This is a genomic window from Vibrio sp. 10N.286.49.C3, from assembly GCF_041469545.1.
GTDB lineage: Bacteria > Pseudomonadota > Gammaproteobacteria > Enterobacterales > Vibrionaceae > Vibrio > Vibrio tasmaniensis_A.
The window spans coordinates 1-13,176 of sequence record NZ_JBFRKT010000035.1; the positions used below are offsets into that span (position 1 = coordinate 1).

Here is a 13,176-nt window from a genome sequence, read left to right on the forward strand (position 1 = left end):
TCCCGTGTCAGCGAGGTGGCATTATAGAGATTTCGATCACACTGGCAAGCCCTTTTTGAAGTTTTTCTTACTTTTTTGATTGTTCGAGCGTTTTTTGTTCAAAACGCCCCATTTTCACTAGTATTCCCCTTAATTAAGGGCTTAAGGTGCCTATATAAAGGAGGATTTATGAGTTCAATACGCAGTTATAAAGGAATATCCCCTCAGATTGGACAAGGTGTCTATATAGATACAAGTTCTGTACTGGTTGGTGATATCAAAATCGGTGACGACTCTAGTGTGTGGCCTTTGGTTGCAGCTCGAGGGGATGTCAACCACATTCATATTGGAGATAGAACGAATATCCAAGACGGTAGCGTTTTGCACGTCACCCATAAAAATGCAGAAAACCCTGAAGGCTATCCTCTACTAATAGGTAATGATGTCACTATCGGGCATAAAGTAATGCTGCATGGCTGCACCATTGAAGATCGCGTACTTGTTGGTATGGGAGCTATCGTGCTCGATGGCGTGGTTATTAAAGAAGATGTGATGATTGGTGCTGGTAGTTTGGTTCCGCCTAATAAGGTACTTGAAAGCGGTTATCTATATGTAGGAAGCCCAGTAAAACAAGCACGCCCATTAAATGATAAAGAGCGTGCCTTTTTACAGAAGTCAGCTGACAACTATGTTCAGAATAAAAACGACTACCTAGACTCTGTATTGCCAGTCTAAAGCGCTTTGATCTGAATCCGATTAGAGGAGTCATACTCCTCTTCTTCTATTAACTCTTCCGCTAGCTCTTCAATATCGAAACGTAACTCTGAAAAGATCGCTAAAGCTTGATTGCCTTCTTCTATATCTTTACCTGCCAATCGAGACAGCTCTTCAATAGACATAACACACTCAATCAGTGCGCCAGACTGCTGTGCTGGGAAGATGATTGATTGATTTTCTTCATCCCAATCTTGGATATCAGGAAATAGAATTGATTGATTCATTTTTTATAAATACCTCATTACATCTCTAGGTTTTTACGTAGTTCTCTTAAAATCTGTTTTGTTCCCGGACGAAGGCCACGCCATAGCATAAAGCTCTCTGCAGCCTGCCCCACTAGCATGCCTAAACCATCATAAGCAGCGTGAACACCATGATCTAATGCCCACTGATTGAATACCGTGTTGCCCGATCCGTAAACCATGTCATAAACGGCACTATTAGAATTGAAGATAATCTCAGAAACTTCAGGAAGCTGACCACTTAGGCCAGACGAAGTCGAGTTAATAATGACATCAAACCCTTCATTAACATCGCTTAACCCCATTCCTTTGATGTTTCCATGTGAAGAAAACATCTCGGCCAGTAGTTCAGCCTTTGAACTGGTTCGATTAGCAACTACCAACTGTTGTGGCTTTTGGTCGAGAAGAGGTTGAATTACCCCTCGAGCAGCACCACCAGCGCCAAGCAGAAGAACGCGAGCCCCTTCGAGCATAACTTGATGTTGAAGAAGGTCTTGAACTAAACCCTCACCATCGGTGTTATCACCAATGATCTCTCCATCATCGAGCTTCTTAAGTGTGTTTACAGCACCTGCTAGTTCAGCTCTTTCAGTCAGGCGATTAGCGAACTGATAAGCATCTTCTTTAAATGGCGCTGTGACATTACACCCTCTACCACCTTCACTAAAAAAAGCTTGAGCAGCAGTGATGAATTCACCTTGTTCTGGCTGGAGTGCTGTATAGGTAAGTTGTTGACTGGTTTGGCGAGCAAATAATGTGTGAATGAATGGCGATTTGCTCTGCCCAATAGGGTTACCGAAAACGGCATAACGATCTACTTGCTGTGTCATATCCTTACCTAACAGAAATAATAAAAAGGGTCATCTATATAGATGACCCTATCACTATCCCTATAAGGAAGGAAGAACTACCAAACTCGAGGTTTTAGGTAGTCACTATAAAGCAGAGCTTCTGGTGACCCTGCTTGTGGTTCGTAACGATACTCCCAACGAGCCAACGGCGGCATAGACATCAATATAGACTCTGTGCGCCCACCGCTTTGCAGACCAAATAAGGTACCACGGTCGTAAACTAGGTTAAATTCAACATAGCGACCACGACGATAAAGTTGGAAGTCACGCTCGCGCTCACCGTAAGACGTCTCTTTACGTCGTTCTACAATTGGTAGATAGGCGGCTGTAAAGCCTTCACCGACAGCCTGCATATAAGCAAAGCTCTTATCGAAACCCCACTCATTTAAGTCATCAAAGAACAGACCACCAACACCGCGTGTTTCGTCTCGGTGAGGCAGATAGAAGTACTTGTCACACCACTCTTTATGTTCTTGATAGACATCATCACCAAACGGCGCACAAAGATCTTTAGCGGTTTGATGCCAAGATTGGCAGTCTTCATCAAAAGGATAGAATGGTGTTAAATCAAAACCACCACCGAACCACCAGATAGGGTCTTCCCCTTCCTTTTCGGCAATAAAGAATCGTACGTTGGCGTGTGAGGTTGGGATATATGGGTTTTTAGGGTGGATAACTAATGACACCCCCATCGCCTCAAACTTACGTCCGGCTAATTCAGGGCGGTGAGCGGTTGCTGAGGCTGGCATTGCCTTACCCGCTACGTGAGAGAAATTAACACCACCTTGCTCGAATACCGCACCGTTGGTCATCACACGAGTTCGACCACCGCCACCAAGGCGTTCGCCAGGTTCACGCTCCCATGCATCTTCTTCAAACAGTGCTGTGCCATCAGCTTGCTCAAGCTGTTGGCAAATCGAATCTTGTAGGCTCAGTAAAAACTGTTTTACTGCTTCTTTATCAATTGCTGACATCTTTCTTCCTTTGCAGGGTTTAACCCTGTCTTAATATTTTCGACGTTTTTGCATCTCTAATTTCGCTTGGCTTCTCACGACCACCCGTTTGACCTTCGAGAATAGCCACCAAATGTTGACCCAGTTGCTGTTGAACTTCTTCAGTCGTCATACAAGGCGGTTCACCTGTCAGGTTGGCACTGGTCGAGGTTAACGGCTTACCGAATTCATTACACATTCTTTGAACCAAAGGGTGATCAGTCACTCGTACCGCGATGGAATCAAACTGGCCGCTGACCCAATCAGTTACTTTACTGCTGGTTGGCATTATCCAAGTCACTGGTCCCGGCCATGTTGCTTTTACGGTCGCTAACTGCGCTTCCGTCAACTGGCTTTCATCAATATAGGGCAGCAACTGCTCGTAACTCGCAGCAATTAGGATCAACCCTTTCTCCATCGGCCGCTGTTTTAAATCGAGCAATTTCTTAATGGCTTGTGGATTATCGGGATCACAACCGACCCCAAAAACGCCTTCAGTCGGGTAAGCAATGACTTCACCTTGTTGTAATGCCTGCAAAGTATGTTGAAAGTTATCCAAGGGTTGCCTCATTAATTCTGTTATCGAACTCGCTAAGTGTACAAATTATCATTCACTGTGACTAAAGCTATTTGTTTATAAAATGTATCAATTAACAACTCAGACTGACGCAAACGTTTTCCTTAAGCAATTTTACCCGTATAATGCGCGCAAAATATCTAATCACTAATTAAATCGTACCTGAAGGAGTTTGAGATGACTGTCGGTATTATCATGGGTTCTAAATCTGATTGGCCAACAATGAAGCTAGCTGCAGAAATGTTGGATCAGTTTGGCGTGGCGTACGAAACAAAAGTGGTTTCTGCTCACCGCACACCTCAGTTGCTTGCTGATTACGCAACCAGTGCGAAAGAGCGCGGTATTAAAGTGATTATTGCTGGTGCTGGCGGTGCAGCGCATCTTCCGGGCATGGCTGCAGCTTTCACAAGCGTACCTGTTTTAGGTGTCCCTGTTCAGTCTAAAGCACTGAAGGGCATGGATTCTCTGCTTTCTATCGTACAGATGCCAAAAGGCATTGCAGTAGGTACTTTGGCTATCGGTGAAGCTGGCGCTGCCAATGCTGGTATCCTAGCAGCCCAAATCATTGGTACTCACAATGAAGAAGTGATGGCAAAAGTAGAAGCGTTCCGCTCTGAGCAAACAGAAACGGTTCTGGCTAATCCAAACCCTGCTGAGGACTAATTCCCATGCATGTTCTTGTGTTAGGCGCGGGCCAACTTGCTCGCATGATGTCCCTAGCTGGGGCGCCGCTGAATATTGAAATTTCTGCTTTTGATGTTGGCAGCAAAAATATTGTTCACCCATTAACGCAAGCGATTCTAGGCAACGGCTTAGACAATGCGATTGAGCGTGCGGACGTCATTACTGCTGAATTCGAACATATCCCTCACGATGTTCTTGAGGTATGTGAGCGCAGCGGTAAGTTCTTACCGACAACAGAAGCAATCAAAGCTGGCGGTGACCGTCGCCTTGAAAAAGCCCTGTTAGACGAAGCAAGCGTGAAAAATGCTAAGTACTACGTGATTAACTCTCGCGAAGACTTTGACGCTGCGATCGCTCACGTTGGCTTACCAATGGTATTGAAGAGCACACTTGGTGGCTACGACGGCAAAGGCCAGTGGCGCTTAAAGACATTAGAGAATGTTGAATCAACTTGGACAGAAATGGCTGAGTGCATTGCAGCAACAGACAACCAAGCGATTGTGGCTGAAGAGTTCGTTCCGTTTGACCGCGAAGTATCACTGGTGGGTGCTCGTGGCGCTAATGGCGAGATTCAAGTGTACCCACTGGCTGAAAATGTTCACACCGATGGCGTGTTGAGCTTATCGACAGCGATTGATGACATTGAACTGCAAGAGCAAGCAAAAACCATGTTCACCGCTGTTGCAGAACGTTTGGATTACGTTGGCGTGCTAGCGTTAGAGTTCTTTGATGTTAAAGGTTCACTGCTGGTTAACGAAATTGCACCACGTGTTCATAACTCTGGCCACTGGACACAGCAAGGCGCTGAGACTTGTCAGTTTGAGAACCATTTGCGTGCTGTATGTAGCATGCCACTAGGCAGCACTAAGCTGATTCGTCCAACTGCAATGATCAACATTCTTGGCGAAGATACTCTACCAGAGGCTATTCTGGCTCAAGGTGGCTGTCATGTTCATTGGTATGGCAAAGAGAAGCGTGCAGGTCGTAAGATGGGCCACATTAACGTGAGCGCTGACTACAACGCAGAACTGCAAAGAGCGTTATGCTCACTGGCAGACATTCTCGATAAGCAAGCTTACCCTGCTGTGCATGAGTTTGCTGAGCAGATGAAGTAAGCCCTACATTGGCTTATTGATATAAAAAGTTCATTGGATACAAAAACGGCGCTCAGTGAGCGCCGTTTTTTTGTGTCTATAATATCGAGTTATTGAGATTGAATGTGGTGACACTTGCGATCAGCACATTGTTTCTTAGTTCCATTGGCTGCTTTCTTCTCAATTAACAACGGGAACTGACACTGTTCACAACGACCGATAATAGGTGGTTGGTTTACTGCGAACTTACACTTAGGATAGTTATCGCACGCATAAAAGGTTTTGCCATAGCGAGATTTACGCTCAACCAAATGGCCTCTGCCACACTCAGGGCAGGCAACAAGTGGCTGCTCTTCAGGTTGTTCTTTGGGTTGGTCCAAAGATTCGATGTGATTACACTCTGGGTAACTACTACAACCAATGAACATCCCAAAGCGACCTTGCCTTAATACCAATTCGTTTTGGCATTTAGGACACGGCACACCCAGCTCTTTCACCACATGACCATCATTTTGATGAAGAGGTTTGATGTAATCACAGCTCGGATACTGCTTACAGCCTAAAAATGGGCCGTGCTTACCATGGCGAAGCTGAAGCTCCCCACCACACTGTGGACATGGTTCATGCTCTAACGCATGTTCATGTGCTGAAAAAAGCTGATTATCAATCTTACTACTCATGACAAGCCTGTATTAATGCAAGATACCTTGCTCTTTGGTGTACAACAGCTCTTCCATTTGCGTGTAAGCACTTTCATTACCCGGCACATTAAATAGCACCATTAAGATAATCCATTTCAGATCATCCAATTCAAATTCGTTGGTCTCAAGCCCCATCACACGATCAATCACCATTTCACGAATCTCTGTCGTAAGCACGTTGATCTGCTCAAGGAACAATAAGAAGCCTCGACACTCCATATTAATACGTGAAATCTCTCGACTGGTATAAATACGCATCGAGGTATTGGAACACACACTAATCGCCGCTTGGTTCTCGGTATCTTGCAATGCCGCAAGATCTTCTAACCAATGGAGGGCCTTATAAATATCATCTTGGTGAAACCCTGCTCGAAGAAGCTCATCTTCCAGCTCATCTTGATCCACCTGCAATTCAGAATCGCTATGGATGTAGGTTTCAAACAAGTACATCAGTATGTCCATCATCATAGCTTAGCCTCTCCCCTTTCGAATATAGCCACCGGAAACTGCAACAACATGCCCTGAGAGCTCAAGCTCTAAAAGCTGCATCATGACCTCATGCACAGGTATATGGGTTCTCTGTGCCAAAATATCAACGGGTGTCGCCTCTAATCCTACGTTAGCTAACAGCTGTGGAAATGGCAATTGCTCATTTTCACCCTCATTCGGCGTAGGCTCGAACAAACTGGGCTGCTGATCTATAGACCAGTCTAACAGACTCTTTATTTCAATCAGAACATCTTGAGCATTTTGTACTAAACATGCTCCAGCTTTAATTAAGCTGTTACCTCCGCGGCTGGTTGGACTATGAATTGAGCCTGGAAGCGCAAACACCTCTCGGCCTTGCTCCATGGCATAGCGAGCCGTAATCAAAGAGCCACTCTTCTCAGCCGCTTCAACCACTAAGGTTCCTAGCGACAAGCCACTAATAATACGATTACGTCGGGGGAAATGTTCAGGTCTTGGTTTAGCACTTGGTCGAAACTCTGAAATTAGCGCACCATTCTCACAAATTCTATCGGCTAAGTTTCTGTGCCGCGCAGGGTAAATGGAATCTAAGCCAGAGCCCAACACTGCGAAGGTCTCCCCTCCTTTATCCAGAGCACCATCATGAGCATAGCCATCAATGCCTAACGCTAAACCACTGGTGACGATCAAGCCATTTTGTACAAACTCTTTAGCGAAGGACTTCGCGGTTTGCAACCCTTCGAGACTGGCATTGCGACTGCCGACCATAGCGATTTGAGGCTCAATCAGTTTTTCAACGTGACCTTTAACGAAAAGCACACTTGGCGCAGAGGCGGTCTCATTGAGCAGTTTGGGATAATGCGAGCAATTCGGGGTAATGATGTGATGGTTGGGCTGCCTTGTTTGCCACGCTAAGCAAGCCTCCACTTCTCTCGGGGCTTGCTCTCTTAGATAGGAAATTTGCTTGGCAGACAAACCAAGTGCTTGTAGCTGCTGACTTGAGTAGCCAACAATATTAGAAGGAGAATCAATACTCAGCAAACGAGAAAGGCGCTTGCTACCCAATTGCGGAACAAAACTTAGAGTTAGCCAAGCACTCAGTTGTTGCTCATTCACTCGGTGCCCTTAGACTCTTCTGTCACAGCAAGGTCCAAAGGTGATACCGCCAGAATGTCATTACTAACCGGCTTGGAGCTTTGAGTGATCAACGCCAAACTAAAATACTCGTAAGGGCGAATGACCATCAAACTACCCAGTGAGGTACTTGGCAATTGCACCTTATCGCTCGCCGCTGATTCTTTATAGCTGTATTCACCTTGCTTACCAAACACCACAGCGCCGCTTTCGCTGAGCGTAAACATAGAGCCTTGGCGAAGATTGTCTTGCGATCCTTTGTTAATAACTACGACCTGATTCTTTGCGCTGTATTGGCTGCCATCTAATGAGCCCAAGATATTAGCAAACTGACCCGCAGCACTAGGTGCAGGGTAGAACGTGGTAGAGAGGTTCACCTGATCGACGCCTAGTTCCGGCAACACGAGATCGTTAAGTAACACTTCTTGCAGTTGCGTGTCTATCTGCAAGCTACTGAATTCATCATCGACCTCTTTAAGGCGTGCTGTAGCAACCAAACGTAAAGAGGTCATACTCGCTTGAGGTTGCTGTCGTTGGTAAGTTTCGACAGAACGGTAAATACCCCATTTTTGATGTTGTTGGTTGCCAGAGATAAACAATCGGTCTTCACCCGATAAGAAGCGTTTGCCATCACTCGTCCCTAACACTCGTTGAGCTGATTGAATATCTTGCTGATCAACCAAGCGATCAGATTGTAGATAAGGCAGAACCAGCCCCTCATTCACGGTAGGTACTGCTTTCTTCTCAGAGACACGAATCTTAGGGCTCAGCTTGATGACGGGCTTAAGGCTCAATACGGGCTCGCCATTAATCCAAACCAAAGACAGTTTATCTCCGGGATATATAAGGTGAGGATTTTCTATTTCTGGGTTTACCTGCCATAACCTTGGCCACAACCACGGACTATCGAGATACATCGCGGAGATATCCCACAAGGTATCGCCCTTAACCACCACATACGCCTCGGGTGCACCCTGTTTAATGGTTAAAGGTTGAGCACTACTTTCAGCCGTAGCGGCAAACGAAATCGAGGCACAAATAAGAGATAAAGCGGGGGAAAAATGACGCATGACCTAGGTTCCTTGGTCTGAATATATGACATCTGATTAGAGAATTACCTTCAGGATGCTGTCATTTGACCTCTAAAATGTCTAGAATTGAGCCAACAAGGTTTAAGCTGTTTCGGCACAGTTCAATATTTCGAGTGTATATGTCTGTATTACAAGTATTAACATTACCAGATGATCGTCTACGTACCGTGGCGAAACCGGTAAAAGAAGTTACCCCTGAGATTCAAAAGTTCGTTGATGACATGATTGAAACCATGTACGACGAAGAAGGTATCGGCCTTGCGGCAACGCAAGTAGATTTCCACCAGCGCATCGTTGTTATCGATATTTCAGAAACACGTGACGAACCTATGGTTCTGATCAACCCTGAAATTACCGACAAACGTGGCGAAGATGGTATCGAAGAAGGCTGTCTATCTGTGCCAGGCGCTCGAGCTCTAGTACCTCGCGCTGCAGAAGTAACGGTTAAAGCATTAGATCGTGAAGGCAACGAATTCACATTCGACGCAGATGACCTTCTGGCCATCTGTGTTCAGCACGAACTTGACCACCTAGAAGGCAAGTTGTTTGTTGATTACCTATCACCACTAAAACGCAAACGTATTCAAGATAAGCTAGCGAAGATTAAACGTTTCAACGAGAAACAAGGTTAATAACCGCTGCTATTACTAAATTAAGAAGGAAGTCTACCTTGGGTCAATCTTTAAGAATTGTCTTCGCAGGTACTCCGGATTTCGCCGCCCGTCACTTGGCGGCGTTGTTGTCTTCGGAGCATGACGTCATTGCAGTTTACACCAACCCAGATCGCCCAGCAGGTCGAGGGAAAAAACTGTCTGCGCCACCAGTAAAGCAACTTGCATTAGAGCACGGCATTCCAGTTTACCAGCCAGAAAATTTCAAGTCAGATGAAGCTAAACAAGAGCTAACAGATTTGAATGCTGACATCATGGTTGTTGTCGCTTACGGTATGCTGTTACCACAAGCTGTATTAGATACACCTCGCTTAGGTTGTATCAACGTGCATGGCTCTATCCTACCGCGCTGGCGTGGTGCTGCTCCGATCCAACGCTCTATTTGGGCGGGTGATAAAGAGACAGGCGTAACGATCATGCAGATGGATATCGGCCTAGATACTGGTGACATGCTAAGCATCGCAACGCTACCAATTGAAGCAACAGACACCAGTGCGTCAATGTATGAAAAGCTAGCTGGCCTTGGCCCTGACGCGCTTGTTGAGTGTTTAGCAGACATAGCTTCTGGTAAAGCTGTTGCTGAGAAGCAAGACGACGAACTTGCTAACTACGCGAAGAAGCTGAGTAAAGAAGAAGCTAAAATTGATTGGAATGACAGTGCAGAACACATCGAACGTTGTGTGCGCGCTTTCAACCCGTGGCCAATGAGTCACTTTGCGATTGTTGATAGCAGCTCTAATGATGAAAAAAGCATTAAAGTTTGGCAGACACGTGTTGATGAAGAATCGACATCTGCGCCAGCTGGCTCAATCATCAAAGCAGATAAGACTGGTATTTATGTTGCGACTGGCAACAAAGTACTAGTCTTGGAACAGCTACAAGTTCCAGGTAAAAAAGCTATGTCAGTTCAGGACATCTTGAACTCACGAGCAAGCTGGTTTGAAGTTGGTACTCAACTTTCTTAACCGCTTTAAAGCTACTCAATATGTACTTAAAAACGTGTAGCTTGTAAAAACACTATTTAGAAAACCTTTACGAGGGCAGAGATGCCCTCATGTATTCAAATAAATATTCGGTACCCCTCATGAATGTTCGCGCTGCTGCTGCAAATGTCCTATTCCAAGTTGTCGATAAAGGCCACTCTCTTTCACACGCTCTCCCTGCGGCTCAAAAAACGATCCGTCCGCGAGACCATGCTCTACTGCAAGAGATTTGCTACGGCGCACTTCGTTACCTGCCTCGCTTAGAGTCAATAGCTAACGAACTGATGGAAAACTCGCTTAAAGGTAAAAAGCGCGTATTCCACCACCTGATCTTAGTAGGCATTTACCAGTTGAGCTTTATGCGCATTCCTTCGCATGCTGCCGTTGCTGAAACCGTTGAAGCAACCAAAACCCTGCGCGGCCCAAGTCTCAGTGGTTTGATCAATGCAGTGCTTCGCAGCTATCTGCGCGATCAAGAAGAGCTAGATGAGAAAGCCGTTAGCCACAATGCTGGCAAATACAGCCATCCAAGCTGGATTCTGAAAATGCTTCAAGAAAGCTACCCAGATCAGTGGGAGCAACTAGTTGAAGCAAACAACAGCAAGGCACCAATGTGGCTACGCGTAAACCGCCAACACCACACTCGTGACGAGTATGTTGAACTGCTTAAAAACGAAAACATTGAATACACACTGCACCCTGAAGCGGCTGATGCCATAAAATTAGCGTCACCTTGTGATGTTACTTTGCTTCCTGGTTTCGACCGAGGCTGGGTATCAGTACAAGACGCTGCAGCTCAGCTTTCCGTTGATTTCCTAACACCAAAAGATGGTGAGCTAATCCTAGATTGCTGCGCAGCACCTGGTGGCAAAACTGCACACATTCTTGAACATACTCAAGACACTGAAGTGGTTGCAATCGACAGTGATATTAAACGCCTAGACCGCGTTTACGATAACCTTGAACGCCTACAACTGCGTGCCGACGTAATCTGTGGTGATGCTCGCTACCCTGAAGAGTGGTGGACAGGCAGTCAGTTTGACCGCATCCTACTTGATGCTCCGTGTTCAGCGACGGGTGTAATCCGCCGTCACCCTGACATTAAGTGGCTACGCCGTGCCTCTGATATTGATGCACTAGCAGAGCTGCAAAGTGAGATTTTGGATGCAATGTGGCGCCAGCTAAAAGAAGGCGGCACCATGGTTTATGCGACATGTTCTATCACGCCGCAAGAAAACGTGCTGCAAGTGAAAGCATTCTTAGAGCGCACCGAGAACGCAACGCTAGTTGGGTCTGATATCGAAAAACCGGGTCGTCAAATACTACCTGGTGAAGAAGATATGGATGGCTTCTACTACGCAGTTCTAGTAAAACAGGCATAACAACTAACAGCGGCTAAGAATTTATTTCTTAGCCGCTGTTTCTTTCTAGTGCATTATCAAAGCGAAAAGAGATCACTAGAATTACAACGGCAAAAAATAAGAGAAAGGCTATGAAGATCATTATTCTAGGTGCTGGACAAGTTGGCGGTACCCTTGCTGAAAACCTAGTGGGTGAAAACAATGACATCACGATCGTCGACCGTAATGCCGACCGACTGCGTGAACTTCAGGACAAATACGACCTTAGGGTTGTAAACGGTTATGCCAGCCACCCGAACACACTACGTGAAGCGGGCGCGCAAGATGCCGACATGTTGGTTGCCGTAACCAACATGGATGAAACCAACATGGCCGCATGTCAGGTTGCCTTCTCTCTGTTTAATACGCCAAACCGAATTGCTCGTATTCGTTCTCCTCAATATCTAGAAGAGAAAGAAGCGCTGTTCAAATCAGGTGCTATCCCAGTCGATCACCTGATTGCACCCGAAGAGCTAGTGACCAGCTACATCGAGCGCCTGATTCAATACCCAGGTGCATTGCAGGTTGTAAGTTTTGCTGAACAGAAAGTTAGCCTAGTAGCAGTAAAAGCTTATTACGGTGGACCATTGGTTGGTAACGCCCTGTCTGCTTTGCGTGAGCACATGCCGCACATCGATACTCGTGTTGCCGCTATCTTCCGTCAAGGTCGCCCTATTCGCCCACAAGGCACCACCATCATTGAAGCCGATGATGAGGTTTTCTTTGTGGCAGCAAGTAACCACATCCGCTCAGTAATGAGTGAACTGCAACGCCTAGAGAAACCGTATCGTCGCATCATGATTGTTGGCGGTGGTAACATTGGTGCTAGCTTGGCAAAACGCCTTGAGCAAAGCTACAGCATCAAACTTATCGAGCGCAGCTACACTCGCGCCGAGAAGCTATCTGAAGAATTAGAAAACACCATCGTATTCTGTGGTGATGCAGCCGACCAAGAGCTGCTAACAGAAGAGAACATCGATCAAGTTGATGTGTTCATTGCTCTAACCAATGAAGATGAAACCAACATCATGTCAGCGATGCTGGCGAAGCGAATGGGTGCCAAGAAAGTAATGGTGCTGATTCAGCGTGGCGCTTATGTCGACCTTGTTCAGGGGGGCGTGATTGATATTGCGATATCTCCACAGCAAGCGACGATTTCTGCGCTGCTTACTCACGTTCGTCGTGCTGATATTGTTAACGTATCCTCTCTACGTCGCGGTGCTGCAGAGGCGATTGAAGCCATTGCTCACGGTGACGAGACCACATCTAAAGTCGTTGGCCGAGCGATTGGCGACATCAAACTGCCACCGGGCACCACTATTGGTGCGATTGTTCGCGGAGAAGAGGTGCTTATCGCGCACGATAGAACCGTAATCGAACAGGATGACCACGTAGTGATGTTCCTAGTGGACAAGAAATACGTACCTGATGTTGAGTCTCTATTCCAACCGAGCCCGTTCTTCTTATAGCCTTGTTCTCGTAAGCTTCTTCTCGCAACTTTCTTTTTGTGAGAACGACGCTCCGGCACAAAG

General features: G+C 46.1%; 15 protein-coding genes. 7 read left to right on the forward strand and 8 right to left on the reverse strand.

Features of this window, described 5'->3' with window-relative positions; all coding sequences use genetic code 11:
• Positions 1 to 168 precede the first annotated feature (168 nt).
• The gene (locus AB4180_RS15210; RefSeq protein ID WP_012605080.1) at positions 169 to 714 is read left to right on the forward strand and encodes a gamma carbonic anhydrase family protein; all 546 of its coding nucleotides are present in this window, start codon (positions 169 to 171) and stop codon (positions 712 to 714) included.
• On the opposite strand, the gene AB4180_RS15215 is transcribed toward AB4180_RS15210, so the two are convergent.
• From AB4180_RS15215 to AB4180_RS15230, 4 genes are all read right to left on the reverse strand, one after another.
• Entirely contained in the window at positions 711 to 980 is a 270-nt protein-coding gene (locus AB4180_RS15215) for a DUF1488 domain-containing protein (protein WP_102249169.1), read from the reverse strand. The two genes, AB4180_RS15210 and AB4180_RS15215, sit on opposite strands and share 4 nt — an antisense overlap.
• A gap of 17 nt (positions 981 to 997) precedes the next feature.
• The gene (gene aroE / locus AB4180_RS15220) at positions 998 to 1,828 is read right to left on the reverse strand and encodes a shikimate dehydrogenase (protein ID WP_102249170.1); all 831 of its coding nucleotides are present in this window, start codon (positions 1,826 to 1,828) and stop codon (positions 998 to 1,000) included.
• Between the two features lie 77 nt (positions 1,829 to 1,905).
• On the reverse strand, positions 1,906 to 2,823 hold the full coding sequence (gene hemF / locus AB4180_RS15225) for an oxygen-dependent coproporphyrinogen oxidase (protein WP_102249171.1): 918 nt from the start codon (positions 2,821 to 2,823) through the stop codon (positions 1,906 to 1,908).
• Positions 2,824 to 2,842: 19 nt separating this feature from the next.
• A complete protein-coding gene (locus tag AB4180_RS15230) occupies positions 2,843 to 3,400 on the reverse strand; it encodes an L-threonylcarbamoyladenylate synthase (protein WP_029223376.1) in 558 nt (185 codons plus the stop codon).
• Positions 3,401 to 3,595: 195 nt separating this feature from the next.
• Here AB4180_RS15230 and purE point away from each other — a divergent pair, with 195 nt between their 5' ends.
• Both purE and AB4180_RS15240 read left to right on the forward strand, forming a co-directional pair.
• Positions 3,596 to 4,081, forward strand: coding sequence for a 5-(carboxyamino)imidazole ribonucleotide mutase (purE, locus tag AB4180_RS15235; RefSeq protein ID WP_004735777.1), 486 nt, complete (start codon positions 3,596 to 3,598; stop codon positions 4,079 to 4,081).
• Positions 4,082 to 4,086: 5 nt separating this feature from the next.
• Entirely contained in the window at positions 4,087 to 5,217 is a 1,131-nt protein-coding gene (locus AB4180_RS15240) for a 5-(carboxyamino)imidazole ribonucleotide synthase (RefSeq protein WP_102249172.1), read from the forward strand.
• A gap of 89 nt (positions 5,218 to 5,306) precedes the next feature.
• Here AB4180_RS15240 and AB4180_RS15245 read toward each other — a convergent pair whose 3' ends face one another.
• Genes AB4180_RS15245 through AB4180_RS15260 form a run of 4 tightly spaced genes read right to left on the reverse strand, consistent with a single transcriptional unit; the run spans position 5,307 to position 8,569 of the window.
• Positions 5,307 to 5,876: a type I DNA topoisomerase gene (locus tag AB4180_RS15245; RefSeq protein WP_102249173.1), complete on the reverse strand. Its 570-nt coding sequence runs from the start codon at positions 5,874 to 5,876 to the stop codon at positions 5,307 to 5,309.
• A 12-nt stretch (positions 5,877 to 5,888) separates the two neighbouring features.
• Positions 5,889 to 6,365, reverse strand: coding sequence for a DUF494 family protein (locus tag AB4180_RS15250; protein WP_009848094.1), 477 nt, complete (start codon positions 6,363 to 6,365; stop codon positions 5,889 to 5,891).
• 3 nt (positions 6,366 to 6,368) lie between these two features.
• Entirely contained in the window at positions 6,369 to 7,481 is a 1,113-nt protein-coding gene (gene dprA / locus AB4180_RS15255; protein WP_102249174.1) for a DNA-processing protein DprA, read from the reverse strand.
• On the reverse strand, positions 7,478 to 8,569 hold the full coding sequence (locus AB4180_RS15260; RefSeq protein ID WP_102249175.1) for a LysM peptidoglycan-binding domain-containing protein: 1,092 nt from the start codon (positions 8,567 to 8,569) through the stop codon (positions 7,478 to 7,480). The genes dprA and AB4180_RS15260 overlap by 4 nt, the downstream gene beginning before the upstream one ends.
• A gap of 140 nt (positions 8,570 to 8,709) precedes the next feature.
• Between AB4180_RS15260 and def the strand changes: the two genes are divergently transcribed.
• The 4 genes from def to trkA all read left to right on the forward strand — a co-directional run bounded on the left by def (position 8,710) and on the right by trkA (position 13,113).
• Complete coding sequence (def, locus tag AB4180_RS15265; RefSeq protein ID WP_004735769.1) at positions 8,710 to 9,222, forward strand: peptide deformylase; 513 nt, start codon at positions 8,710 to 8,712, stop codon at positions 9,220 to 9,222.
• 38 nt (positions 9,223 to 9,260) lie between these two features.
• On the forward strand, positions 9,261 to 10,226 hold the full coding sequence (gene fmt / locus AB4180_RS15270) for a methionyl-tRNA formyltransferase (RefSeq protein WP_102249176.1): 966 nt from the start codon (positions 9,261 to 9,263) through the stop codon (positions 10,224 to 10,226).
• Between the two features lie 119 nt (positions 10,227 to 10,345).
• On the forward strand, positions 10,346 to 11,626 hold the full coding sequence (rsmB, locus tag AB4180_RS15275; RefSeq protein WP_009848098.1) for a 16S rRNA (cytosine(967)-C(5))-methyltransferase RsmB: 1,281 nt from the start codon (positions 10,346 to 10,348) through the stop codon (positions 11,624 to 11,626).
• A 110-nt stretch (positions 11,627 to 11,736) separates the two neighbouring features.
• Positions 11,737 to 13,113 carry a Trk system potassium transporter TrkA gene (gene trkA, locus AB4180_RS15280; protein ID WP_004735766.1) on the forward strand — a complete coding sequence of 459 codons (1,377 nt, stop codon included), beginning with the start codon at positions 11,737 to 11,739 and terminating at the stop codon, positions 13,111 to 13,113.
• Positions 13,114 to 13,176 lie beyond the last annotated feature (63 nt).

Coding starts and splice junctions, on each gene's coding strand:
- AB4180_RS15210 (WP_012605080.1), top strand. CDS start 169: ATGAGTTCAATACGCAGTTATAAAGGAATATCCCCTCAGATTGGACAA.
- AB4180_RS15215 (WP_102249169.1), bottom strand. CDS start 980: ATGAATCAATCAATTCTATTTCCTGATATCCAAGATTGGGATGAAGAA.
- aroE (WP_102249170.1), bottom strand. CDS start 1,828: ATGACACAGCAAGTAGATCGTTATGCCGTTTTCGGTAACCCTATTGGG.
- hemF (WP_102249171.1), bottom strand. CDS start 2,823: ATGTCAGCAATTGATAAAGAAGCAGTAAAACAGTTTTTACTGAGCCTA.
- purE (WP_004735777.1), top strand. CDS start 3,596: ATGACTGTCGGTATTATCATGGGTTCTAAATCTGATTGGCCAACAATG.
- AB4180_RS15240 (WP_102249172.1), top strand. CDS start 4,087: ATGCATGTTCTTGTGTTAGGCGCGGGCCAACTTGCTCGCATGATGTCC.
- AB4180_RS15245 (WP_102249173.1), bottom strand. CDS start 5,876: ATGAGTAGTAAGATTGATAATCAGCTTTTTTCAGCACATGAACATGCG.
- AB4180_RS15250 (WP_009848094.1), bottom strand. CDS start 6,365: ATGATGATGGACATACTGATGTACTTGTTTGAAACCTACATCCATAGC.
- AB4180_RS15260 (WP_102249175.1), bottom strand. CDS start 8,569: ATGCGTCATTTTTCCCCCGCTTTATCTCTTATTTGTGCCTCGATTTCG.
- def (WP_004735769.1), top strand. CDS start 8,710: ATGTCTGTATTACAAGTATTAACATTACCAGATGATCGTCTACGTACC.
- rsmB (WP_009848098.1), top strand. CDS start 10,346: ATGAATGTTCGCGCTGCTGCTGCAAATGTCCTATTCCAAGTTGTCGAT.
- trkA (WP_004735766.1), top strand. CDS start 11,737: ATGAAGATCATTATTCTAGGTGCTGGACAAGTTGGCGGTACCCTTGCT.